The organism is Streptomyces sp. ICC1 (genome assembly GCF_003287935.1).
Classification (GTDB): domain Bacteria; phylum Actinomycetota; class Actinomycetes; order Streptomycetales; family Streptomycetaceae; genus Streptomyces; species Streptomyces tritrimontium.
Window position 1 is genome coordinate 4,796,478 of sequence record NZ_CP030287.1, and the last position, 24,306, is coordinate 4,820,783.

18 protein-coding genes and 4 pseudogenes are annotated in these 24,306 nt (G+C 72.0%); 8 read left to right on the forward strand and 14 right to left on the reverse strand.

The genetic code is table 11. From position 1 onward, the window contains the following. Positions 1-134 precede the first annotated feature (134 nt). Positions 135-332: pseudogene (locus DRB96_RS44810) on the reverse strand (transposase); the annotation flags it as partial. 295 nt (positions 333-627) lie between these two features. After that, positions 628-825 (reverse strand): annotated as a pseudogene (locus tag DRB96_RS44815) (hypothetical protein); the annotation flags it as partial. 345 nt (positions 826-1,170) lie between these two features. On the opposite strand from DRB96_RS44815, the gene DRB96_RS22610 reads away from it, so the two are divergent. Next, positions 1,171-1,353 carry a hypothetical protein gene (locus DRB96_RS22610; protein WP_112450098.1) on the forward strand — a complete coding sequence of 61 codons (183 nt, stop codon included), beginning with the start codon at positions 1,171-1,173 and terminating at the stop codon, positions 1,351-1,353. A gap of 283 nt (positions 1,354-1,636) precedes the next feature. Here DRB96_RS22610 and DRB96_RS22620 read toward each other — a convergent pair whose 3' ends face one another. Continuing rightward, positions 1,637-3,208 carry an alpha/beta hydrolase gene (locus DRB96_RS22620; protein WP_112450099.1) on the reverse strand — a complete coding sequence of 524 codons (1,572 nt, stop codon included), beginning with the start codon at positions 3,206-3,208 and terminating at the stop codon, positions 1,637-1,639. A 1,559-nt stretch (positions 3,209-4,767) separates the two neighbouring features. Between DRB96_RS22620 and DRB96_RS44820 the strand changes: the two genes are divergently transcribed. The 3 genes from DRB96_RS44820 (at position 4,768) to DRB96_RS22645 (ending at position 7,205) form a co-directional block, all read left to right on the forward strand. Further along, positions 4,768-5,529: a hypothetical protein gene (locus DRB96_RS44820; protein ID WP_239516503.1), complete on the forward strand. Its 762-nt coding sequence runs from the start codon at positions 4,768-4,770 to the stop codon at positions 5,527-5,529. Next, a complete protein-coding gene (locus DRB96_RS22640) occupies positions 5,526-5,969 on the forward strand; it encodes a hypothetical protein (RefSeq protein WP_239516504.1) in 444 nt (147 codons plus the stop codon). The genes DRB96_RS44820 and DRB96_RS22640 overlap by 4 nt, the downstream gene beginning before the upstream one ends. Positions 5,970-6,365: 396 nt before the next feature. Beyond that, a complete protein-coding gene (locus DRB96_RS22645) occupies positions 6,366-7,205 on the forward strand; it encodes an IS5 family transposase (protein ID WP_112450102.1) in 840 nt (279 codons plus the stop codon). A gap of 707 nt (positions 7,206-7,912) precedes the next feature. Here the strand turns inward: DRB96_RS22645 and DRB96_RS22655 are convergent. After that, positions 7,913-8,575 carry a response regulator transcription factor gene (locus DRB96_RS22655; RefSeq protein WP_112450104.1) on the reverse strand — a complete coding sequence of 221 codons (663 nt, stop codon included), beginning with the start codon at positions 8,573-8,575 and terminating at the stop codon, positions 7,913-7,915. Continuing rightward, positions 8,550-9,722 carry a histidine kinase gene (locus DRB96_RS22660; RefSeq protein WP_112450105.1) on the reverse strand — a complete coding sequence of 391 codons (1,173 nt, stop codon included), beginning with the start codon at positions 9,720-9,722 and terminating at the stop codon, positions 8,550-8,552. The genes DRB96_RS22655 and DRB96_RS22660 overlap by 26 nt, the downstream gene beginning before the upstream one ends. Positions 9,723-9,897: 175 nt before the next feature. Here DRB96_RS22660 and DRB96_RS22665 point away from each other — a divergent pair, with 175 nt between their 5' ends. After that, entirely contained in the window at positions 9,898-12,144 is a 2,247-nt protein-coding gene (locus tag DRB96_RS22665; RefSeq protein WP_112450106.1) for an MMPL family transporter, read from the forward strand. A 164-nt stretch (positions 12,145-12,308) separates the two neighbouring features. Then, positions 12,309-12,536, forward strand: a pseudogene (locus DRB96_RS43140) (transposase); the annotation flags it as partial. A 267-nt stretch (positions 12,537-12,803) separates the two neighbouring features. Here DRB96_RS43140 and DRB96_RS44825 read toward each other — a convergent pair. From DRB96_RS44825 to DRB96_RS22685, 5 genes and pseudogenes are all read right to left on the reverse strand, one after another. Beyond that, positions 12,804-13,022: pseudogene (locus DRB96_RS44825) on the reverse strand (PKD domain-containing protein); the annotation flags it as partial. Between the two features lie 1,523 nt (positions 13,023-14,545). Next, a complete protein-coding gene (locus tag DRB96_RS43870) occupies positions 14,546-14,692 on the reverse strand; it encodes a hypothetical protein (protein WP_204357794.1) in 147 nt (48 codons plus the stop codon). Positions 14,693-14,804: 112 nt separating this feature from the next. Then, complete coding sequence (locus DRB96_RS22675) at positions 14,805-15,179, reverse strand: hypothetical protein (RefSeq protein ID WP_162689084.1); 375 nt, start codon at positions 15,177-15,179, stop codon at positions 14,805-14,807. A 134-nt stretch (positions 15,180-15,313) separates the two neighbouring features. Next, the gene (locus DRB96_RS22680; RefSeq protein WP_112450109.1) at positions 15,314-16,018 is read right to left on the reverse strand and encodes a class F sortase; all 705 of its coding nucleotides are present in this window, start codon (positions 16,016-16,018) and stop codon (positions 15,314-15,316) included. A gap of 526 nt (positions 16,019-16,544) precedes the next feature. Next, positions 16,545-16,826 (reverse strand): hypothetical protein, encoded by a 282-nt coding sequence (locus tag DRB96_RS22685; protein ID WP_112450110.1) that lies wholly within the window; start codon positions 16,824-16,826, stop codon positions 16,545-16,547. A gap of 284 nt (positions 16,827-17,110) precedes the next feature. On the opposite strand from DRB96_RS22685, the gene DRB96_RS22690 reads away from it, so the two are divergent. Further along, the gene (locus DRB96_RS22690; RefSeq protein ID WP_112450111.1) at positions 17,111-17,806 is read left to right on the forward strand and encodes a hypothetical protein; all 696 of its coding nucleotides are present in this window, start codon (positions 17,111-17,113) and stop codon (positions 17,804-17,806) included. Here DRB96_RS22690 and DRB96_RS22695 read toward each other — a convergent pair. After that, positions 17,803-18,822: an AraC family transcriptional regulator gene (locus DRB96_RS22695; protein ID WP_112450112.1), complete on the reverse strand. Its 1,020-nt coding sequence runs from the start codon at positions 18,820-18,822 to the stop codon at positions 17,803-17,805. The two genes, DRB96_RS22690 and DRB96_RS22695, sit on opposite strands and share 4 nt — an antisense overlap. An 82-nt stretch (positions 18,823-18,904) precedes the next feature. On the opposite strand from DRB96_RS22695, the gene DRB96_RS22700 reads away from it, so the two are divergent. Then, positions 18,905-19,870 (forward strand): NADP-dependent oxidoreductase, encoded by a 966-nt coding sequence (locus DRB96_RS22700; protein WP_343234561.1) that lies wholly within the window; start codon positions 18,905-18,907, stop codon positions 19,868-19,870. A 36-nt stretch (positions 19,871-19,906) separates the two neighbouring features. Here the strand turns inward: DRB96_RS22700 and kdpC are convergent, their stop codons facing one another. Genes kdpC through kdpA form a run of 3 tightly spaced genes read right to left on the reverse strand, consistent with a single transcriptional unit; the run spans position 19,907 to position 24,306 of the window. Continuing rightward, positions 19,907-20,542 carry a potassium-transporting ATPase subunit KdpC gene (kdpC, locus tag DRB96_RS22705; protein ID WP_112450114.1) on the reverse strand — a complete coding sequence of 212 codons (636 nt, stop codon included), beginning with the start codon at positions 20,540-20,542 and terminating at the stop codon, positions 19,907-19,909. A 3-nt stretch (positions 20,543-20,545) separates the two neighbouring features. Further along, positions 20,546-22,645, reverse strand: a complete 2,100-nt coding sequence (kdpB, locus tag DRB96_RS22710) for a potassium-transporting ATPase subunit KdpB (protein ID WP_112450115.1) — start codon at positions 22,643-22,645, stop codon at positions 20,546-20,548. Further along, positions 22,642-24,306: a potassium-transporting ATPase subunit KdpA gene (kdpA, locus tag DRB96_RS22715; protein ID WP_112450116.1), complete on the reverse strand. Its 1,665-nt coding sequence runs from the start codon at positions 24,304-24,306 to the stop codon at positions 22,642-22,644. Before kdpA ends, kdpB begins: the two co-directional genes overlap by 4 nt.

Consider the following 24,306-nt stretch of genomic DNA (forward strand, 5'->3'; position numbering starts at 1 on the left):
GTCGGCTCCGTGTCGTCCGCCGGCGTCGACGGCGCCGGGACCGGTGCCTGGAGGCAGGAGCGGTGTGCTCCGACGGTCTTCTCCACCGCCCGGCCGAGTCCCTGCCAGAGATGGAAGCGGTCGGTAACATGGACCGCATCCGGGGCGCCGAGCCGTGAGCCTTCCGCGTAGGCCCCGGCCCGGTCCCGGCAGATCACTTCCACACCCGGATGCGCGGCCAGCCAGGCGGCCAGAGGACCTGCCTCGCGGCCCGGCAGCACGTCGATGACCTGGTGCGTCTCGCCATTGGTGATCACAGTGGCGTACGTGGCCCCACGCCGGGTGGAAATCATCGACGCCGAGGACCCGTGGCACCTCGGCCTCGGGGTCAGGTAGAGCCAGCACCCGCCGAAGGAACGTCATGCGGCCCGCCGCGATGCCGAAGGAGTTCGCGAGCCGGGATCCGGCCCGGCCGGCGAGGGCGAGCCCGATCACCTCCAACCAGGTGCCCAGTCGCCGCGTGCAGCGTGCGTACGGAGTGGTCAGCTGAGTAAAGCGCTCGGCGAAGGTCCGACGCTCACAACGAGCGTTGTCACAGATGAAACGGCGTACCAGCAGCGTGATCACCACGGGCTGACCACCCATCGGAAGGTCCTGCACCCGCCGGTGATAACGGTCGTGGACACGCTCGCCACACCGCCCGCAGTCCGGGCAATCCTCACTCGCCGCCCGGCCCCACCCCGTGATGAACACCAGCCCCAGTGACGACCGGACAGCTCTGATGACGAGTCCGCCGTCCAGGCCGGCGAACGCGAGCGAGGGCCAGCAGGAATCTCCGAGGTCCATGCCCGACCATCCGCGCGCACGCCTCTGCCCGTCACGACCCGAACCCTTAGCTGATGGAGCGTCACCCTGCGGCCGCCAGGCGCGTCACAGCGACCGGGCACACCGGCGCACTACGCCCCACTCGAACACGGCCATCACTCTCCGCGACGACTCCCCAAGATCTGTGCCGGACCCCAGTTGTCACTGACGCAGCCAAGTGAGACGCCCAGGTCGCGTACTGACGTGAAAGCGAGAGATCGCATTCAGGTCCGAGCCGCTGACCCCGCTGGGATACACCCGAGTCCACAAGTACGACCTCGTGGACTGGATGCGCCCGGCACCCGGCAAGAACCCGGGAGCCGCCGCGTGACCACGCCTGGTGGGCCGATCGTGTCCCTGCGATCCACCCTCATCCTTTTCGGCGGCGTGATCGTCGCGGCTGCGGCCGGCATCTGGACCTGGCGCTTCGATCCGGCTGTCGCGGCTGGTACTGCAGTGGTTTCCTTCGCTGGAACCGTCATTTTCCTCAGCAGCATCAGCGAGTCCTGAGGCGGCTCGACCCTACAGATCGGCCCTGCCGAGCCTCCGGATCAATGAGGCTCGGCGGGGCCGATCTAACCTCAGATCTAGTCAGGGCGACGCGAGAGCGTCTCGCTGGATCTTCTCGGTGACAGCCATCTGGTGAAGGGCCGGACAGCCACACGGTGGCCCGCCAGATGTTCGTCTCCGAGCACACCGTGCAGGACCACCTCAAGTCGGTGTTCGCCAAGACCGCGACGAACAACATCAGAATGCCGCTGGCCCGCGCACTCGGAACGCGAACCGCGGGCCGCTACCCCGCCTGCTTGACGCAGGTCTGGTCCCTCGCCGGCAGCTTGCCGGTGGCCAGGTACCGGTTGACCTGGTCGTCCACGCACGCGTTGCCGTAGCGCCCGAAGAGGGCGTGCCGGTTGGCGCCCTCGAGGGTGACCAGCCTGGAGCTCGGCAGCTGCTTGTGCAGCTCGACGCTTCCCTTGTACGTCGTACGCGGGTCACCGGTGGCGGCGACGATCAGTGCAGGGGCATCGCGCCGCACCCGGGTGGGCTCTTCGCGCGGCGAGTCCCAGAAGGCGCACGGGTTGATGTTGTTGGTCAGAGCGCCGAACAGCGGGTGCGCGGTGCGGTTGCGCTCGATGTCCCGCCAGTAGAGCTCGGGATCGCGCGCGGCGGCCACGTCCCCGCAGATCACGGCGGACTGCGCGCCGGTGGGCTCGCCCTCACCGCGCAGCACGTACCGGAGCTCCGGGACGAGCATCGGCGGCACCGTCGTCGGCCGGCCCTCCGCGGCTTTGGCCAGTACGGAAAGCAGCTCGCCGAACGACGCCCGCGCCGGGGCGGTGTCGTCCGCGATGCCCGAGAAGAGGAGGAGCGGCACCTGGCTGTCGTCGATCCGGAAGGCATCGGCGCCGGCGCCGATGGTCAGCGGACCGCGCGCGGCCGCCGCGACGATGCGGTCGACGGCGGCGAGCACCTCGGCGCGGCTGCGGCCGAGGCCGTAGGCGTCGTGGTGCTCCGCGGCCCAGGCGGCCCAGTCGGACAGCGCCTTCTCGTTCTCGCGTTCGGTGCCCTTCAGTAGCCGGGGGCGGTAGTCGCTCGGGTTGATCGCCCCGTCCAGCACCATCCGGTCGTGGCGGCCGGGGAACATCTGCGTGTAGACCGTGCCCAGGTAGGTGCCGTACGAGTAGCCCAGGAAGGAGATCTTCCGCTCGCCGAGCGTGCCGCGGATGACGTCCATGTCGCGGGCCGTGTTGCGGGTGGTGATGTGGGGGAGCACCGCGGCATCGGTGGCCCGGCACTTGTCGGCCAGGCTCTTCTGCAGGGCGACCTGGCGGTCGAAGCCCGCCCGGCCGGTGCCGGCGGACAGCCAGGTCATGCCGACGGGCAAGCCGCAGTCCAGCGCGGTGCTGCGCCCGATGAAGCGCGGGTCGAAGCCGACGATGTCGTAGCGCGCGCCGACCTCCTTCATCGACGCGCGGGCCTGCGGCGGGGACTGGAGCGCGGGACCGCCCGGACCGCCGTTGTTGAGGAGGATCGCGCCGATGCGGTGGCGGGCGTCGGTGGCCTTGAGCCGGGAGATCGCCACGGTGATCGTGCGCCCCCGGGGGTCGGCGTAGTCCAGGGGCACGGTTACGTCCGCGCACTGCACGCCTGCCTGGTCCAGATCGCGGCCCGTGGTGTCGTCGGGGCCCTTGATGCAGCTGCCCCAGTTGAGGTGTTGGTGGTAGTACCGGTCCAGTCCGGCCCCGGAGCTGTCCTGGGCGGGGGTCTCGGCGGCCGTGGCCAGGACGGGGGAGGACGTGAGGCAGGCGGCGAGGGTGAGGCCCACGGCCAAGGCGCGGCGTGCGGCGGGGCTGACAGTGGTCACGGGGTCTCCTTGAGCATCGTCCGCTTCGTGTGATCGCATGCCCCGAGGCTAGGAACCCGCCCTGGTACGGCACATCGCCCAAGGGCACGAGGACCCAGGTCCCGTTTATCCCTGGTCTGGGACCTGCGGCCCGGTCCCGCCTCCTCCTCCGGGAGGAGACCGTCGGCGGGGCTGCGCTGAGGGCCGTCCCGGCCACGCGCCTGCCGCAAGGGGAGATCGCCGCACTGGCATGCTGTCAGGGGTTCTTCGGCTCCAGAATCGAGACGACCCCGTGTCTGCTTCCCAGGATCCTCTGGCTCTTCACATCGGTCTTCACCGCCGCGGGATCGGTCATCGGCGTCGTCGCCTCCCTCAAGATCCGACGCGCCCGGTTCCTGCTGAGGGAGGGCAGTACTGCGAGGGGGTGGTGACCCGTCTTGAGGAGAGCCGGATCGCGCTGGCCTCGGATGCCGGCAGCACCAGGCGGAGCGTCGGAACCACCGTGTACTACCCGGTCATCACTTGGAGCACGGGCGACGGCCGCGCAATGGAAACCAGGACGAACATCGCTCGACCCAAGGACAGGACCCTTTCCGTCGGTGCCCGCGTCGAGGGCCGTTTTGGTGCCGGTCGGGTTGGCGTGTGTCTTTGTGATGGCTCGCAGTTCAGATGGGGAAAGCGGCCGAGACACGGGCCAGGTCTTGCGGTGTGAGGGCGAAGGCGTTGGACGGGTTGCGGTAGGAGTGCCCGCCGTCGTCCACGCGGACGCCGTTCTTGTTCGCCCAGTGCGAGGGTCCTGTTGCGCCCTGGCCGTCGGCTAGAGCGGTAGCGAGTCCTTCGGGGTCTTCAACGGTTGTCCGGGCAGCGAGGGCTGTCGTGAGGCGGCTTTTCGCGCCTTCTGGGGCGCGGTCGTCTCCAAGTGCCGGCAGCAGTAGCAGGAGTCGGCTGTCTGGGTCGGCGGTGCTGCCTCCCGGCAGCTGGTTGTCGGCGGCGGAGAGCAACTCGGGCCAGGATCACGGGCCGGGCCTTGCACACCGAGATCACCACCCGCGGATCCAACGGGTCCTACCTCCTGCTCGCCCCGGACAGTGCCCCTCCGCCGCCACTGCTACCGCCACCTTCCGTCCGGCAGGTCACCGGCTGGCTGACCCGCCATCCCGCCGTCCTTACCCCCGATGCGACCGTCCAACGCAAGGCCGTACTGGCCCACTGATGCGCGTCCTGTGCGCTCACCTCGACCGCCTGGAGGAGATGAGCAACACCGAGACGAGGGTGGCGACCGAACTCCTCATCGACACCGGACGGCGCCCCGACGAGATCTACACCCTGGCCTGGGGCTGTCTGGAAAGCGACCCCGACGGATCACCCGTGCTCGTCTACGACAACCACAAGGCCTACCGGCTCGGTCGCCGTCTCCCCTTCGGCGGCGAGACCGCCGAGGTGATCCGCCGCCAGCAGCAACGCGTCCGCGACCGCTTCCCGGCCACCGAGCCGCCCGGCTCAAGCTCCTGCCCCGGCCTCGAACGAACCCCGAGGGCACCAAGACGTACAAGGACATCACTCTGGCCCACGGCACCTGGGTGGCTTCGCTGCCTGACCTCGTCGTCCCGGTCATCACCACCGAGGCCGGCACCCCGGTCACCCACCTGGTGCCCTTCGACAAGACCCGCGTCTTCCCCTACGCCTACCGGCACTGCTACGCACAGCGGCACGCCGACGCCGGAGTGCACCCCGACGTCCTCGAGGAGCTGATGGACCACCGGCTCATCTCCACCACCCAGGGCTACTACCGGGTCGGTGCGGAGCGGCGCAGGGAAGCCGTCGACCGGGTCACGGCCCTGCAGTTCGACCGGCACGGCAACCGGGTCTGGCGCGAGGTCCAGAGCCTTCTGGACTTCGAGCATGTCCGGCGTGCGATCGGGGAGGTCGCCACCCCGTACGGGGTCTGCCGCGAACCCTCCAACGTCGCCGCGGGCGGCCACGCGTGCCCGCTGCGGTTCCGGTGCCTGGGCTGTGAGCACTTCTCCACCGACGTCTCCTACCTCCCCGACCTCCAGGCCCACCTCGCCGACCTGCTGCGCAGCCGGGAACGGCTGATGTCCGCGTTCGAAGCCGACGAATGGGCCCGTACCCAGGCCATGCCCTCGCAGGAGGAGATCAGCCGGGTCCGCCGGCTCACAGACCGCGTCAGCTCCGACCTCGACCAGCTCACCGCCGAGGACCGCGCGCAGATCGAACAGGCCGCCACCCTTGTGCGCCGCTCGCGCACCGTCCACCTCGGCATGCCTCGCGTCGGCCAGCCCCTGCCCGACGTCCGACCCTCAAGGATCCCCCCGTCGTGACCACCGCCATGAACGACGGCCGCCAGGCCGATACCGAACGCCGCCGTGCCCGCGTGACGAGCGCGATCACCACCGCACGGCGCGAGGGAAGCCCACTGACCGCCTCAGCCATCGCCCGCGCCGCCCGTGTCGACCGCACCTTCCTCTACCGCCATCGCGACCTCCTCGACGCACTTCACACCGCGGCGCACGAACCGGCCAGGCCGCCCGGGACTGGGCCAACAGTCACTTCGGTATCGCTTCAGGCCGATCTCGCCAATGCGGGTGCCCGCAGTGCCCGCTTGGCCGCGCGCGTCCAGCAGCTCGAAGAGCGCCTGTCGAAGGCGCTCGGCGAAGAGATCTGGCGGGCCTCCGGTCTCGGGCCACCCGGCGACGTTGCCGAGCTGAACAGTCGGATCACCAGGCTCGAACAGAGCAATGTTGAGCTGACGCGCGCTTGAGGAGCGTCAAGCCGAACTTGAAGCCGCCCGAGCAGCCAACCGCGACCTGACCCGCGCCCTCAACCAGAAAAGCTCACGCATCTCCACACGGTGTTTGCGGGCATTCGCCTGCGATGCCATGTCATTTCGGTCACCGTCTGAGTGCTCCGGGCGGCGGGCCCAAGCGGTGGCCGTACTCGGTCAGAGGGCGTTTAGCTCTTTATTGAGGTCTTTTGAGCTGGTATGGGATTGTGGCTGGTCGGGGCTGCTGGGGTTCGTGTGGTTCATGATGCGAAAGTGGCTGCCAGGCGGACGTCTTGGGCTGCCTCCTCCTGTTTCATCCCAAGGCGCCGGGCTTCGCGCTGTGTGCTTCGGGCGCCGGTCCGCGCGCCTGGGCCGCCTGGGTAGCCCGGAATCATGCCTGAACGCCGCCGATACCCAAGCGATCTGTCCGATGCCCGGTGGGAGTTGGTCGAGCCGGTCCTGACCGCCTGGCGGTCCGAGCGCCGTGGCCGCGGCCTGGACATCGGCCGGCCTCCGGACCACGATCTGCGGAGCCTGCTGGACGCAGTCCTCTACGTGAACCGGACGGGCATCCCGTGGCGCTACCTTCCGCACGACTACCCGCACTGGAACACCGTCTACGCCTACTTCGCCCGCTGGCGGGAAGAAGGTGTCTTCGATCAGCTCAACAGTCTCCTACGCCGGCAAGTGCGCAGGCAGGAAGGCCGGGAGGAGGAACCGACCGCCTTTGTCATCGACTCCCAGAGCATCAAGACGTCCACCAATGTGCCCGTCTCGGAGCAGGGGATCGACGCCGGGAAGAAAATCGTCGGCCGCAAGCGGAGCATCGTCATCGACACCGTCGGGCTCCTCCTCACGGTTCTGGTCACCGCCGCCAACGTGCAGGACTCGATCGCCGGCCAGACCCTCATCGAGCGGGTCGCCGTCGAGCATCCCACCGTCCGCAAGACCTGGGTGGACGGCGGCTACCGCCAGCACCTCGTCGAATACGCCGCAACCCTCGGTATCGACATGCACATCGTCCGACGCGACCCCACCACCAGGGGATTTACCGTCCTGCCCCGCCGTTGGACTGTCGAGAGAACGCTCGGATGGCTCATGAACCACCGCCGCCTGGCCCGCGACTACGAAGCTTGCCCCCACCGCTCCGAAGCCATGATCCACCTCGCAATGATCAACCTCATGACCCGCAGACTCACCGCCGAATCCACCCCCAGCTGGCGCGGCGCATGAACTACCCTCAACCCGGCAATCTGGGATGAAACAACGGGATGAAACGCCCTCTCAGCGGGAAACGGCACCGGCCTTCAGCAGCAGAACGACACCCCACAACCCGCCCACCAGCCAAAACACCCTACTGAAAGCCCTGTCACCAACCACCGCAAATCACACGTCGCGCATCAACTCCGCTGTCTCGACGCCCTCGTCCGCGTACACCGGGACAGCAAGACGGCCTGGCTGGACGAGGAGGTACCGGAGCGCCTTGCGGGGCTTCGGGGCGCTGGACTGCGCGCTGCGCGGGCCGGGTTGCGGGCGGTCCGGGAGCGGCTGCGGGCGAGCCGCCAGCACCGTACGAGCCGGGTCCTCGCGCTGGCGCCTGCGCTGCGAGCCGGACTCGACGAGCGGGGGTGGCTGCGGAAGTGGGAGCCCCGTCCCCGAAGACGCACCCCGCTCCGGACAGCCCTACGGCGGCACCGGACCCGGCGCCGGACGCGGGCTCACCGGCCGGCTCTGCATCGCCCTCCCAGGCGCCCTGTGGGAGCCGCTGCACCACGGGGTCTACTGGAGCCATCACCGTCCCCGTCGAACACGCGGGACGCGCCGCGCTTGTCCTCCAACTGATCGCTGTCGAGACCGTACTTCGCACACAGAACAGCATCCACTTCAGGGCCCGCCTCGTAAGTCGTCAGGCTCTCATGGGACATAGCCCGGCACCCAGCTCAGTTTCCGGGGAGGATACGGCGCGTTTCGTAGGCCCACATCGCGATCTCGACCCGGTTGCGGGCGCCGAGTTTGGCCATCAGGCTGGCCAGATGCGTCTTCACCGTGCTGAGGCTGATGTGCAGTGCATCGGCGATCTCGGCGTTGGTCAGCCCGCGAGCGACGGCGAGGAGCACCTGCTCCTCGCGGGCGGTGACGGGGGAGACCGGCTGGGCCACGGGCCGGCCGGCGGGCAGGTCCGCGAATGCCTGGAGCAGACGGACGGTGACGCTGGGCGCTATGAGCGCCTCACCGTCGGACGCCGACCGTACGGCCTGCGCCAGAAGGTCCGGTCCCGTGTCCTTGAGGAGGAATCCGCGGGCGCCGGCACGCAGTGAGCCGTAGACGTACTCGTCGAGGTCGAAGGTGGTGATGACGACCACGGCCAGCGGGTCGGCGACGCCCGGGCCGGCGACCAGCCGGGTGGCCTCGAGCCCGTCGAGTACGGGCATGCGGATGTCGAACAGGCAGACGTCGGGGCGTAGTTCGCGGGCCAGACGTACCGCTTCCCGCCCGTCGGCGGCCTCGCCGACCACCTCGATGCCGGGCTGGGCGTTCAGTATGATCCGCAACCCGGTGCGGATGATCGTCTGGTCGTCAGCGACGAGGACGCGAATGGACACCGCTCTCGCTCCTCGCTCTCGGCAGTTCGGCTTCGACATGCCAGCCCCGGTCGGTACCCGGGCCGGCTCGTAGTGTGCCGCCAAGCAGGGTCGCGCGCTCGCGCAGTCCGGTAAGTCCGTATCCGTCGCGACCCCGGCCGGTGCGCCGACCGTTGTCGCGCACGCTTACCCGTACCGTGTGCCGTTCCGCGGCGACCCGGACGACGAGCTCGGTCGCGTCGACCGCATGGCGCAGCGCGTTGGTCACCGACTCCTGCACGATCCGGTAGACGGCCGCGTCCACGGCCGGGGGCAGCGCGTCCAGTTCGCCGTCGAGCCCCAGGTCGACCCTGAGGCGACCACCCGGGGTGCGCACCAGGCGCTCCAGATCCGCGACTCCGGCAAGGGGCGCCAGCTCGGCGCCGACCCCGCGGTCGCGCATCGCGGCGACCATGGCGCGCATTTCCTCCAGCGTGCGCGCCCCTTCCTCCTCGACCCCCTCCAGCGCCTCGACGGCGGCGGACGGGTCGGTGCCCGCGAGCACCCGGCCCGCCTGGGCGATGATCACCATGGCCGACACGTGGTGGGCCACCGTGTCGTGCAGTTCCCGGGCGAGCTGCTCGCGCTCGCGGGAGCGCACCTGCTCCAACTGCCGCTCGCGAGCGGTCACCCGGAACCGCACGGCAGCCCCGACCACGCCGGGCAGCAGCAGGAAGACGAAGCCCACGACATTTTCGAGGACCGGGGTCTCGTCCGTGACGGAACACAGCGCGCCGGTCGCGAGGATCACCGCGCCGCCCAGCACGATCTCGCGTCCCGATCCCCACCGGGGCAGCGCGTACACCAGCACGAGTACGACCGCGCCGGCGTACAGGCCTACGGGCTCGCGCGGTGCGGCGACGAGGGAGGCCACCTGAAGCAGGATCACCGAGCCGAACGCCAGCGTCACCATCGCCTGCGGGCGGGTCCGGCGCCACAGGGGCAGCAGGCACAGCCATACGGCGAACACCACCGCCACCGGCCGCCACACGACCTGCTCGCGCAGGGTGGCTTCCAGCGCCACACCGGCAAGGACCGCGGCGAGCAGCGCCCAGTCCCGCCGCACCCGGGCGGGCGCGTCGGGCGGCCGGGGTTCGGTCCACAAGGTTCGCAGGTCGTCTCGCAGCACGGTTCTCAGCCTAGGGGCCGCGGCGTGCCGCGCATCGGCCGAAAGGACGGGTCGTCACTCCGCCCCGGGGCTGACGGATCCGCGGCCCGCGGGCCGATGCCGCGGAGCGCCGTGGCGACGAGTCTCGGCATCGGCGGCCGTACAAGGACGGCCGACAAGGTGGTTGGAGGACCCGATGCTCTCGAAAGCCCTGTTGCGCCTGGGCACAAGCGCCGCCCGCCATCCCTGGCGGGTGATCGCGGCATGGCTGATCGCCGCCACGCTCGCCGTCCTTTCCGCCGTGGCCTTCGGCGGGCGGACCGCGGACTCGATGACCGCTCCGGGACTGGACTCCCAACGGGCCGCGGAACTGATCGAGCGGGCCGGCACCGGCCAGGAGGGGATGACCGCCCAAGTGGTCGTCACCCCCCTCGACGACGGTGCGACGTTCTTCGACCACGGCAGCGCGCGCACCGCTCTCACGCGGCTGCAGACCGAGGTGAAGCGGCTGCCGCACGTGCTCGGCACGAGCGACCCGGCGGGGGCACTCGACACGGGCGGGGACACCGCCGTGCGCGGCGGCCTTGTCTCGGCCGACGGGCGGATCGCGGTCGTCCGGGTGCAGTACCCCGACCAGAGCCGGCTGTCGGCCGAAGACCTCGACGCCCTCGTCGATCTCGGCGACCGGCTGCGCGTCGAACTGCCCCTACGCATCGAGATGGGCGGCAACCTCTTCTACGCCTTCTCCGACCCCGACGGCGGCGCGAGCGAGCTGATCGGTCTCCTCGCCGCGGCCGCGATCCTGTTCCTGGTGTTCGGCTCGCTCGTCGCCGCCGCGCTGCCGATCGGCATGGCGGTCTTCGGACTGACCGTGGGGGTCGCCACGATGACGGTACTGGCAGGGGTGACAGAGGTCCCCACCTTCGCACCGGTCCTGGGCAGCATGGTCGGGCTCGGAGTGGGCATCGACTACGCGCTGTTCGTTCTCGCCAGGCACCGGGAGTACCTCGCGTGCGGGCTCGATCCGCAGGCGGCGGCCGGACGAGCGGTGGCAACGGCGGGGCGGCCGGTGGTCTTCGCCGGCGGCACCGTCGTCGTGTCGATCCTCGGCCTGGCGGTCGCGAACGTGCCGTTCATGACGGTGGGCGGGCTTGCCGTCTCGATCGTCGTCCTGACCATGGTGCTCGCGTCGGTGACGCTTCTGCCGGCCTTCCTCGGCGCCGCCGGCCCACGCCTGGCCCGGACCGGCCGGATCGGCCGGGCTCTGCAGACCAGGAAGCTGGGCCGACTCGCACGGCGGCGCCACCCGGCGGCAGGCGCCGCCCACGCCGCCGGGTGGCGTCGCTGGATCGGGCACGTCAGCCGGCACCCGGTGCCGTACGCGGTCGGCGCGGCGGGGCTGCTGCTGACCGCGACGCTGCCCGTGCTCGGCCTGCGCGTCGGCCTGCCCGACGACGGCTCACTGCCCCACAGCCGTACCGAGCGCCGGGCCTACGACCTCGTCGCCGAGGGGTTCGGCCCGGGCACCAACGGTCCCCTCGTCATCGCCGCGGACTCCGCCGGTGATCCGGGAGTACTGGACCGACTCGTCGGGGCGGTCGCGGCGGATCAGGGCATCGCATCCGTCGCGCCGGCGCACATCGATCGGGCCACCGGCATCGCGACCCTCGTGGTGTTCCCGACCACCAGCCCTCAGGACAAGGCCACGGCCGACACCATCGCCCGGCTGCGCACCGACGTGCTGCCCACGGCGGTCGGGCACGGCCCGGCCAGGGCCCACGTAGGCGGCGCCGCCGCGAGCCTGTCCGATGTGGGCCAACGCACCAGTCAACGCCTGCCGGTGGTCGTCGTCGCGGTGCTGGCGATGTCGTTCCTGCTGCTGATGCTGGTCTTCCGCTCGATACTCGTACCGCTCAAGGCGGTACTGCTGAACCTGCTGAGCATCGGCGCGGCCTACGGCATCATGGTGACCGTCTTCCAGTGGGGCTGGGGAGGCGCACTCATCGGGCTGGAAGCGACGGTTCCGATCGTGTCGTTCATCCCGATGTTCCTCTTCGCCATCCTGTTCGGCCTGTCGATGGACTACGAGGTGTTTCTCCTCTCCCGCGTACGCGAGGAGTACCTGCGCACCGGCGACAACGGCACGGCGATCGTTGAGGGCGTCTCGCGCACCGCCCGGATCATCACCTCGGCGGCCCTCATCATGGTGGCGGTCTTCCTGTCCTTCGCCGTCGCCGAGGACCCCTCCACCAAGATGTTCGGGCTCGGCCTGGCCACCGCGATCTTCATCGACGCCACTGTTGTACGCATGGTGCTGGTACCGGCGACCATGACACTCCTCGGCCGGACCAACTGGTGGCTGCCGAGGTGGCTGGACCGGATGCTTCCCCGCGGCCCGGTCGGCACCTACGGCACCGACGCGGACGCGGAATCCACTGGGTGAGACCCCTCATCCACGGCTGGTTGACCGTTGACTCAACTCCTGCCCGCCCTTGGCGTCCGGCACCTCAGCGCGTCACCCAGGGCATATCGCGTCGTGATCATCGGGTGGTCTTGGTGAGGTCTTTAGAAGTCATCTCATCTGGGCTTCGCGGTAGGCTGTTGTCCATGGTGGGGATCGTTGAACGGCTGGTGTCGGACGAGTTGTGGGAGCTGTTCCAGCGGGTGGTGCCGGAGGCGCCGTCGCGGCCGCAGGGCGGTGGTCGGCGCCGGCACGGCGACCGGGAGGTGCTTGCCGCGATCGTGTTCGTGGCGACGTCGGGTTGTACCTGGCAGCAGGTGCCTGCGGCATCGTTCGGGCCGTCGGGGGCGACAGCTCACCGGCGGTTCACCGAGTGACTCGCCCGGCTGCTTGTAGGCGTAGGAGGAGAAGCGGCCGTCGGTGCTGTGCGCGGTGGTGCCGTCACCGAAGTCCACGTCCGCGCTCGTCACCGGCCACGGCGCCGTGGTGCCCGCGGTGTCGACGGAAACGGTCAGCGGCAGGACACCGCTGAGAGGGCTCTGGTTGGTGGGCAGTTCCGGCTTGACCGTGAAGGCCGTGGCCAGCGAACCGGCCGGGGTCACCTTGATCTGCTCCTCGGTGGTGACCTTCTGGCCCGCGGTGTTGGACGCCGTCACCTTGACCACGCACGCGCACGGAGCGGCGTAGGTGTGCGTGGCGATGGCGCCCAGGGTGCCGGGGTCGGCCGGCTTGACGACGACCGGGGCCGTCCCGTCGCCGAAGTCCACGGCGTAGGACATCGCGGTGGGCCAGTCGCTGTCCGAGACGGCCTGGACCTGCACCTTCGTGCCGACCGGCGCCCAGGTCTGGTCGACCAACATCCAGACGGTGCGCAGGCGGTCGCCGGTCTCGTAGGCCCCGCGGTCGACGTACCCGCCGTCCTTGCCGCTGTTGACGACGCGCGGGTCGTCCGCGACCGGGTGTCCGTCGATGTCGCCGGTCAGGAGGGCGCCGGGCGCCGTCGGGTCACCGGAGTCGACGCTCAGGGAGTCGACCTGGCCGGGGTCCGGGGTGGAGAGGTCGCCCGCACCCTGGCCGGTCGCGGTCCGGAACGCCGACAGGGACGTGTAGGCCGTGCCGGCCCAGGTGTACGGGACCTGCGCGAGCCCAGGGGGTCCCACGAAGAGGTTGTGGCCGGCGCGGGTGCCGGAGACCGCGCTCGGCTCCACCACGACGGCCTTACGCGACTTGTCCGCCGGGCACTGGGTGGAGTGGCTCTCGGCCGGGAGCACGTTGTTCGACACCGACGAGCCGGTCGAGGCGCCGCTGAACGAGACGGCCGTCTCGCAGCCGCCGCTGAAGGTGTTGTTGGTGAGCGCCGTACCGGGCGCGTCCACCACCGCGACGGCCGGGCCGAAGGGGCCGCCGACCCGCACGGGACCGTGGATCAGGTTGCGGCTCAGCACGGTGCGCTGGGCGCCGCCCTCGATCCGCGGGTTGCCGAGGACGCTCTGGCTGACGCGCACGTCCGTGCTTCCGTCGCCGATGACGATGCCGTTGAGGATGCCGCGGAAGAAGTTGGACCGCTCCAGCACCACGTCGTGGGAGCGGCTGACGGTGACGCCGGTGCGGACGGACAGCCCGCGGACCACCACGTGGGAGGCGCCGCTGATGGTCAGGCTCTTCTCCACGGCGGCCGTGGGGGAATCCGAGCTGCCCTCGACGGCGAAGGTGATCGGCTTGCCCGGCTCGCCGGACCGGTCGATCGTCAGCGCTCCCGGGTAGGTGACCTGGTCCGCGATCCGCACCGTCTGGCCCGGCTTGACCACCTTGGCCGCCGGCGCGATCGTGCAGAACGGGGCGGCCTTCGTCCCCGCGCCGGTGTCGGAGCAGTGGGAGTCCGCGCCGCCGTTCACGAAGAGGTCGGCCGGAGTCTCCGAGGCGGAGGCGGCGGAGGCGGCCGAGGCGGCCGAGGCGCCGGCGACGGCGGTGGCCGGTATGCCGAGGAGGGTGACGAGGCCTGCGGTGAGCAGGACCGTCGTACGGGTGGGACGCACGGGCAGGGTTCCTTCGACGAAGCGTTGGGGGTCGATCCGGGTGCGGCGCCGTACGGCGGTTGCCCGACCGGTCCCCCCGGCAGCGGTCAGGCACGCGCGAACCCTCAGACCTGTCCATGATCCCTGCCCGATGGCCGAATGTCATCGGGGATACGGGGCTCGGACAGTACTTTCGGCGAGGAAAATCCGGACCATGGGCCGCAGCGGGCGGCTGCCCCCGCGGCCGACACTGGGCAGTGGCGCCGGTTCCCGTGCTCCGTGGTCGAACCTCACGTGACCACTCTCCGTTGCCGACGGCGCGGGAACCGGTGCCACCTCATGTCTTCCCGAAGGTGTACCCGAGGGTGCTACTCGGCCTTGCCCTCGGCGGCCGGCACTTCGGCGGCCGGGGCCGGTTCGGGCTCGCTCTGGCGGACCGGCGGGGCCGGCGGCGAGAAGCGGGAGGCCTCGGCGCGGAGCATGGCGTTCAGGGCGAGGTACGGGTCGAAGGGCATGGCGGAACCTCACGGTGCTCGGGGGTGTGGGGGATGCGCGCGCGGGCGCGCCACTGCTGCTCGCGGCCGGGGGTCGTCGCGCCGCACGGGCGGGACGGCCTCGGGGGCCCGCTCAGCAGCGCAGGACCACACTCCGGACCACCCAGGGGGACGCCGCGTGCGCGGCTCCGCCCGCCGGGCGCGGGCCCGGCTCCTCGAAGCCCGGGTGCGCCGGCCGGAACACCGGCCGCTGCAGGCCGCGTACGCCGGCGAACCCGCGCACGGCCGCCCGTACCGCCTGGCGCACCTCGGGGTCCCCGGCCGCGTCGGCCGGTGCCTCGGTGGGCTCGGCGGGCGCGGTGGGGGCCGTGCGGGCGCCGGCGGCCGTCGCGGGGGACGGCCCGGACTGCCCGGCGCCGAACACGCACAGCAGTACGACGCAGAGCACCGTCAGGGGCACCCTCAGGGCCCTGACCAGTGTCGTCCGCGCACGCCGCGTCCCGTTCATGCGAAGGGTGTGCCCCGACACGCGGGCCGGCTCCCGGCTCGGCCGCCCGCGTCCCCCGACCGGGGGACGAAGTCACCCCCCTCGGCAGACAGGTGGCCGAGGGGGGTGACGGTTCCGCGGGCTGCCCGCCCCGCTCAGCGGGGGGCTCGGCGGTGGCCGGTCAGGCGGGCGAGGACGGCCGTCTCTCCGCTGATCAGCCGCAGTTGGGCCCGGCCGGCCGGGCCGCCGCGTCCGGAGACTCCGGCGGGGGAGACCCGGTACACGGTGAACACGGCCGTACGCCGGTCGGCGCGGGGGATCTCGACCGTCTGTCCGCGCCGCAGTTCGGCGAGGCGCAGGAAGTCCCCGGAGACGACGGCGGTGCCGGCCGAGCCCGGGGCCGGGCCGGCGGAATCCCAGACGGCCCCCTCCGTACGGTCCGGGCCGCCCGCCGGCGTGCTGCCGCCGGGCGATGCGGTGCCGCTCGGCGAAGCGCCGACGCCCGCCGGTGCGTCGGTCCCGGCCGGCCCGCCGTCCGCCGGGCCGGCCGGTGTCGTGCCCGTCAGCGGTACGTCCACCTGCAGGCTCCGGATGACCAGGCGCAGCGGCAGGGACCGCGGCAGGGGTGTGGCGCTCGACCGTACGGGCCGCCGGGCCCCCTTGCCGGTGGTGTGCCCGCCGGAGCTCTCCAGCTGCCGGGCGAGCCGGCGCGGACCGGAGAGCCCCAGGACCCGTGAGGGCAGGGCGTCGCCGGCGGTCGGGGCGGCGGGCCCGCCTCCTTCGGTGGTGCGCAACACCCCGAGGCCGGTGAGCAGCAGAGCCACCGTCAGTACGCCGACGACCCACTTGGCGCGGGGCATGGGAATCCCTCCTGGTCCGGCTCGGGCGGCCGGTGCCTGAGAGCAGTGGACCCTTCCGCGCGCCCCGCCACCGCGCGTAACACGGCCAACTGACGGCGCGTCACCGGTCCGCCGCCCTTCGGGCGGTGCGTCTTCGCAGCTCGCGGCCGGTGGGCCGGGGCGGACCGGGTTGTGGAAGGCGTGCGCCCGAACGGGTGAGAACGTCAAGCGCGGGAACCGGGCGTGTCGGTGCGGCGGCACGTTCTGCCCCATGCGAAAAGCTGTCAAGCGGGCCGATGTGACGGGTCGTCCGCGCGAGTTGCGGGCGTGGGCGGGGCGGCTTGTCCTTGATCCATGAATGATCCATACGCATATGCGTTGGCCATGGGACCCCGTCCGCGGCCCCGTCGCCCCGCGGCCGGGGGAGCCCGGGGATCCGGCGTTGGCGACGGAGACGGAGACGGAGACAGCGGCCGTGGCGGCGGTCGTGGCGGCGGGGGCGGTACGGACCGGGCGCGCGGCTCCCGCCACGGCCGCACGGCCGCGCTCACACCCGCTCCGGCAGCCGGACGGCCGACAGGGCGGGCGCCGCGGCCCGGCTGAGGTAGCGGGCGCCGACCGGCGGGAGGTCCAGCTCGGTGGTGGCCGCCGCCGGCTGCATCCCCGACAGGCGCCGCAGCATCCGCAGGGCCGGCTCCGGCCCGACCGCCCGGACCAGGGCGGCGGCCTCGGTGGGGCGCGCGTGCACCCAGCCGATGTGGCGCAGCCCCGACCAGCCCGGCTGCTCGGCGGCCTCGGCCAGGGCGCGGGCGGCGGGGGCGAGCGGCAACAGGTTGACCGCGGCCGGGGTGCTTCTCGGGCCTCTACCTCACCCACGGCGGCACCCGCACCCGCGCGGCCCTGGCGGCTTGGCTGGCCCAGGACGCGGGCGCCTTCGCCGCCCGCCGCGCCACCTCCGGCGGTCTGCTCGCCGTCCGCGGCGGTACGGGGCTGCGCGCGGGCGCGGCCCGCCCGGCTCCCGCGGCCGGTGCCGAAGCCGGCGTACCCGGCCCCGGGGCGGCGGAGGACGACGTACTTCGGGGGTACGCGCAACTCGCCCACCTGCTCGGGGACATGACCGCCGACGCCGGCCATCACGGGCTCGCGCAGGAATACCACGGCATCGCGCTCGGGCTGGCCCGGCAGGCCGGGGACCGGCGGCTGTACGCGATCACGCTGCGCGCGATGAGCGCGCACGCCGGGCGGGTCGGGCAGCCCGCGCACGCGCTGCGGCTGGCCCGGCTGGCCGTGGAGACCGCGCCCGCCGACGCTGAACCCGGCACGCTGGCCTTCCTCCTGGTCCAGCGGGCGGCCGCGGGCGCCCGGGCCGGTGAGCGGGCGGCGGCCGCCGCGGACCTGGCCGCCGCCGATCTGCTGCACGCGCGCCACGCGGCGAACCCGCGGGGCGGCCCCTTCGACTCGTACGCCCGCGCCGACCTCGACTTCGCCCGGGCCCGGACCCACCTCGCCCTGGGCGAGTTCCCGGCCGCGGCGGACGCGTGGGAGCGGTCCTTGCGCGGGCGTGCGGCCGGACAGCACCGGGCCACCGCGCTCACGCACGCCGCGCTCGCCGAGACGCTGCTGCGCCTGGGGCACCTGACCCGGGCGTGCGCGCACTGGCGGGAGTTCCTCACGGCCGCCCCGGCCGTGCAGTCCCGCGCGGTACGGGAGGCCCTCGGCCGGCTGCTGCGCGACCTGACCCCCTACCGCCGGGTCCGGGAGGCGGCCCCGACGCTCGCCATGGCCCGCGCCCTCGCCGAGCGGCTCTAGTGCTGTGACCGGAAAGGTCCACCGGGTCGCGCCGCCCGGTAGCGGCCCGGGGGGATCCCGTACGCGCGTTTGAAGGCGTGCGCGAAGGCGTATTCCGAGGAGTAGCCGGAGCCGGCGGCCAGGGCCGCGAGGGGGGTGTCGGTGGTGCGCAGCAGGCGGGCGGCCGTGGTCATGCGCCACCACGTCAGGTACGCGAGCGGCGGCCGTCCGACGAGGTCGTGGAAGCGGCGGGCGAAGGCGGCCCGGGACATCCCGGCCCGCGTGCCGAGGGAGGCCACCGTCCAGGGCCGCTGCGGTTCGCGGTGCATGGCGGTCAGGGCGGCGCCGATGCCGGGATCCGCGAGGGCCCCGGCCCAGCCACCCGCACCCGCGCCCGCACCCGCACCCGTGCCCGTGCCCGCACCCGCACCCGCGCCCCCACCCGGGCCGCCGTCCTCGTAGTGGGCCCGCAGGACGTACAGCAGCAGGACGTCGAGCAGCGCGGGCACCAGCGTGTCGGCGCCGAGGCCGGCGCGGGCCGGGTCGGCCTCGCGGGCCAGGAGGGCCACCGCCTCCGCCACCCCGGGGACGCCGTCCGGGCCGCCGGACAGCCGTACGACGGCGGGGAGTTCGCGCAGCAGCGGATGCGCGAGTTCGGCGTCGAGCCGATAGCCCCCGCACAGGGTGACGGTCACCGGACCGGCGCCGGGCTCGCCGACGGTGTCGCTGACCAGCACCGGGCCGCCGCCGGGTCCGGCCGCCGCGCTGCAAGACGGCTCGGCCACGGCCGAATCCGGTGCGCCGAGCAGGGTGTAGCCGTTCCCGTGCGGCATGAACAGGACGTCCCCCGCGCGCAGTTCGACGGCCGGCCCGCCGTCCTCGGACACCAGGTGGCAGCTCCCGCTCAGCACCACCTGGAAGCCGGCCGCGCCGGGGACGGCGGGGAAGCGCTGGCCCCAGGGCGCGTGCCACCGGACGAGCGCCGAGGTGGGCTTTCCGGTCCGCATGAGCGCGATGACATCGCTGAGCACGTCCACGGCAGGCAGCGTAGACGATCGCGCAAGGATCAAGGATCCTGCCGCATTGGAAGTCTTCGATCCCGCTCGTAGCTTCGGTGTCATGACATCGACCACGCGACAAGCACAGGCGAACCCGCGCGCAGCAGAGGCGCCGTCCGGGACCGGCGTCATGCGCGCCGTCCGGTTCCACGCCTACGGCGGCCCCGACGTCCTGCGCCTCGAGGAGGTCCCGCGGCCCGTCCCGGGCCCCGGCGAGGTGCTCGTGGAAGTGGCGGCCACCTCCTTCAATCCCTCCGAACTGGCCCTGCGCGCCGGACTGTTGAGCGGTGTCCTGCCGCTGGAGTTCCCCCACGTCCCCGGCTGGGACCTGGCGGGCACGGTCGTCGGCACCGGTGCCCGCGTCATCGGCCGCCTCGACGCGGGCGGCGCGGCCGCCGAGTACGCCGCCGTCCCGGCCGAACTGCTCGTCCCCGCCCCCGAGTCGGTCTCCCTCAGCGCCGCCGCCGCGCTCCCGGTGGCCGGACTGACCGCCTGGCAGGCCCTGTTCGAGGCGGCGGGCGTCACCGCCGGCAGCCGGGTCCTGGTCAACGGCGCCGGGGGCGCCGTCGGCGGCCTCGCGCTGCAGCTGGCCCGCTGGGCCGGGGCCGAGGTCATCGCCGTCACCACCCCGCGCGGCGTCGAGGCGGCACGGCGGTACGGGGCGGGGCGCGTGCTCGTCGCCGGCGCGGGCCCGCTCCGCGAGGCGGTGGGGGAGGGGCGGCCGCTGGACGCCGTGCTGAACCTGGCCCCGATCGGGCCCGGGGCGGCCGCCGAACTGGCCGCCCTGCTCGACCCCGACGGGCGGGGCCGGGCCGTGTCCGTGGCCACCCCGGTCCCCGGCGGCACGCACCTGGTGGCCCGCGCCGACACCGGGCAGCTGGCCCGGCTGGCCGCCCTGGTCGACGCGGGCCACCTCGATCCGGCCCCCGCCGCGCTGTACCCGCTGGGCGCGCTGGCCGACGTACACGCGCGGGCGGAAGCGGGAACCCTCCCGCCCGGCAAGACGGTCCTCGTGGTCCGGGGGTAGGGGCCGGGGGCCCGTCCGGCCGCAGCTACTTCTCCGCTACTTCTCCGCGAGGGCCTTCAGGGCCACGTTCAGTTCCAGGACGTTGACCCGCGGCTCGCCCATGAAGCCGAGGGTGCGGCCCTCGGTGTGGGCCTTCACCAGCTTGGCGACCTCCGCCACCGGGAGGTGGTTGCGCTCCGCGACGCGGGCGGTCTGGAGCTCCGCGTACGCCGGGGAGATGTCCGGGTCCAGCCCGGAGCCCGAGGAGGTCACCGCGTCGGCCGGGATCTCGGAAGGCCGCGGGGCGTATCCGGGGACGGTGTTGTCGAGGACGACCTTGGCCTTGGCCTCCTCCACCGCCTTCCGCAGCTCGGGGCTGTCCGCCGCCTTGTTGGTGGCTCCGGAGACCAGCAGCTCGTACCGGGTGTTGACGGTGTTCTTGCCGAGGCCCGCGGCCGGGCGGCCCTGGAACCAGCGCGGGTCGTCCCCGTACGACTGGCCGATCAGGGAGGAGCCGACGACCCGGCCGCTCCCGTCCTTGATCTCGGAGCCGTTGGCCTTGCCGCCGAAGGCGGCCTGGGCGATGCCCGTGACGGCGAGGGGGTAGAGGACCCCGCACAGCACGGTCAGGACGAGCAGGGCCCGGAGGCCGGCGCCGAGGAGGCGGGCGGTGTTGCCCACGGAGTTGTTCATGTGTCAGCCCAGCCCGGGGATGAGGGAGATGATCATGTCGATGAGCTTGATGCCGATGAACGGGGCGATGAGGCCGCCCAGTCCGTAGAGCCCGAGGTTGCGGCGGAGCATCTTGTCGGCGCTGGTGGGCCGGTACTGGACGCCCTTGAGGGCGAGCGGTACGAGGGCGATGATGACCAGCGCGTTGAAGATGACGGCCGAGAGGATCGCCGAGTCGGGCGAGTGCAGGCCCATGACGTTGAGCTTGTCGAGGCCCGGGTAGACCACGGCGAACATGGCCGGGATGATCGCGAAGTACTTGGCGACGTCGTTGGCGATGGAGAAGGTCGTGAGGGCGCCGCGGGTGATCAGCAGCTGCTTGCCGATCTCCACGATCTCGATGAGCTTGGTGGGGTTGGAGTCCAGGTCCACCATGTTCCCGGCCTCCTTGGCGGCCGAGGTGCCGGTGTTCATGGCGACGCCCACGTCCGCCTGGGCGAGCGCAGGGGCGTCGTTGGTGCCGTCGCCGGTCATCGCGACGAGCTTGCCGCCGGCCTGTTCCCGCTTGATGAGGGCCATCTTGTCCTCGGGCGTCGCTTCCGCGAGGAAGTCGTCGACACCCGCTTCCTCCGCGATGGCCTTCGCGGTCAACGGGTTGTCGCCCGTGATCATGATGGTCTTGATGCCCATGCGGCGCAGCTCGTCGAAGCGTTCGCGCATGCCCTCCTTGACCACGTCCTTGAGGTGGATGACACCCAGGATCCGGGCGCCCTTCCCGTCCTGGACGGCCACGAGCAGCGGCGTGCCGCCGGAGCCCGAGATCTCGTCCACCTTCGCGCCCGCGTCCGGGGCGACGGTCCCGCCCTGTTCGCGGACCCACGCGGTGATCGAGGAGGCGGCGCCCTTGCGGACCTCGCGGCCGTCCACGTTCACGCCCGACATGCGGGTCTGGGCGGTGAAGGGGATCCACTCGGCGCCCGCGAGCTCGCCCTGGTGGCGCTCGCGCAGTCCGTACTTCTCCTTCGCGAGCACCACGATGGAGCGGCCCTCGGGGGTCTCGTCCGCGAGGGAGGAGAGCTGGGCGGCATCCGCCAGTTCGGCCTCGTCCGTGCCGGTGACCGGTACGAACTCGGAGGCCTGGCGGTTGCCGAGGGTGATGGTGCCGGTCTTGTCGAGGAGCAGCGTCGAGACGTCGCCGGCCGCTTCGACGGCCCGGCCCGACATGGCCAGGACGTTGCGCTGGACCAGGCGATCCATGCCCGCGATGCCGATGGCGGAGAGCAGGGCGCCGATGGTGGTGGGGATCAGGCAGACCAGCAGCGCGGTGAGCACGATCATCGACTGCTTGGCGCCCGCGTACATCGCGAAGGGCTGGAGGGTGACGACGGCCAGCAGGAAGACGATGGTCAGCGAGGCCAGCAGGATGTTGAGGGCGACCTCGTTGGGGGTCTTCTGCCGGGACGCGCCCTCGACCAGGTTGATCATGCGGTCGATGAAGGTCTCGCCGGGCTTCGTCGTGATCTTGATGACGACCCGGTCGGAGAGCACCTTCGTACCGCCCGTGACGGCGCTGCGGTCACCGCCGGACTCGCGGATGACCGGGGCCGATTCGCCGGTGATGGCCGACTCGTCGACCGAGGCCACGCCTTCGACGACATCACCGTCGCCGGGGATGACGTCCCCGGCCTCGCACACGACCAGGTCGCCGATGCGCAGCTCGGTGCCCGGCACCTGCTCCTCGACGGCGCCGTTCAGGCGGCGGGCGACGGTGTCGGTCTTGGCCTTGCGCAGGGTGTCGGCCTGGGCCTTGCCCCGGCCCTCCGCGACGGCCTCCGCGAGGTTCGCGAAGATCGTGGTGAGCCACAGCCAGACGGTGATCGCCCAGCCGAAGAGGTTGCCCGGGTCGGATATCGCCAGCGCGGTGGTGAGGACGGAACCGATCAGCACCACGAACATGACCGGGGACTTGACCATCACCCGGGGGTCGAGCTTGCGCACGGCGTCCGGGAAGGACTTCAGCAGCTGCTTCGGGTCGAAGATGCCGCCGCCGATCCGGGCCCTCTCGGGCTTGTGGCCGGTGGGCAGGTCTCCGTGCGGGGCACGGGTGGGGGTGGCGGTGCTCATGAGGCGAGCCCTTCGGCGAGCGGACCCAGGGCGAGGGCCGGGAAGTAGGTGAGGCCGGTGACGATGAGGATCGTGCCGACGAGGAGGAAGGAGAACAGCGGCTTCTCGGTGCGCAGGGTGCCCGCCGTCGCCGGGACGGGCTGCTGTTCGGCGAGCGAGCCGGCCAGGGCCAGGACGAAGACCATCGGCAGGAAGCGGCCCAGGAGCATGGCCAGTCCTGTGGTCGTGTTGAACCACTGGGTGTTGGCGTTCAGGCCCGCGAAGGCCGAGCCGTTGTTGTTGCCGGCCGAGGTGTAGGCGTAGAGGACCTCGGAGAATCCGTGCGCGCCGCCGTTGGACATCGAGTGGACCGGGGTCGGGAGGGCCATCGCCAGGGCGGTGAAGCCGAGCACCAGGGTCGGGGTGATGAGGATGTAGCAGGCGGCGAACTTGATCTCGCGGGTGCCGATCTTCTTGCCCAGGTACTCGGGGGTCCGGCCGACCATCAGGCCCGCGAGGAACACCGCGATGATCGCCATGATCAGCATGCCGTAGAGGCCGGAGCCGACGCCGCCGGGGGCGATCTCGCCGAGCTGCATGCCCAGTAGTTGGATGCCGCCGCCGAGCCCGGTGTAGGAGGAGTGGGAGGAGTTGACCGCGCCGGTCGAGGTCAGCGTGGTGGCGACCGAGAAGATCGCCGAGGCGCCGATGCCGAAGCGGGCCTCCTTGCCCTCCATCGCCCCGCCGGCGGCCTGGAGCGCCGGGCCGTGGTGGCTGAATTCCGTCCACATCATCAGGGCGGTGAAGCCGAGCCAGATGGTGAGCATCGTGGCGAGGATCGCGTAGCCCTGGCGCACCGAGCCGACCATGCGGCCGAAGGTGCGGGTCAGCGCGAAGGGGATGAGCAGGATCAGGAAGATCTCGAAGAGGTTCGAGAAGGGCGTCGGGTTCTCGAAGGGGTGGGCGGAGTTGGCGTTGAAGTAGCCGCCGCCGTTGGTGCCCAGCTCCTTGATGGCCTCCTGCGAGGCGACGGCACCGCCGTTCCACTGCTGCGGTGCGCCGACGAACTGGCCGACCTGGTGGACGCCGGCGAAGTTCTGGATGACCCCGCAGGCCACCAGCACGATCGCGGCGACCGCCGCCAGCGGCAGCAGGATGCGGACGGTGCCGCGCACCAGGTCGGACCAGAAGTTGCCGAGCTCACCGGTGCGGGAGCGCGCGAAGCCCCGTACGAGGGCCACCGCGACGGCCATGCCCACGGCGGCGGAGAGGAAGTTCTGCACGGCCAGGCCGCCGGTCTGGACGAGCGGGCCCATGGCCTGCTCGCCGGCGTACGACTGCCAGTTCGTGTTCGACACGAAGGAGGCGGCCGTGTTGAAGGCCTGGTCCGGCTTGATGGAGGCGAAGCCGAGCGAGCCGGGCAGGTGGCCCTGCAGGCGCTGGAGCAGGTAGAGGAAGAGGACGCTCACCGCCGAGAAGGCGAGGACTCCGCGCAGGTAGGCGGGCCAGCGCATCTCGGCGTTGGGGTTGGCGCCGATGGCCTTGTACATCCACTTCTCGGGGGCGTAGTGCTTCTTCGAGGAGTAGACGCGGGCCATGTACTCGCCCAGGGGGCGGTGGGCGAGGGCCAGGGCCGCGATGAGCGCGAGCAGCTGGAGCACCCCGGCAAGAACGGGACTCAT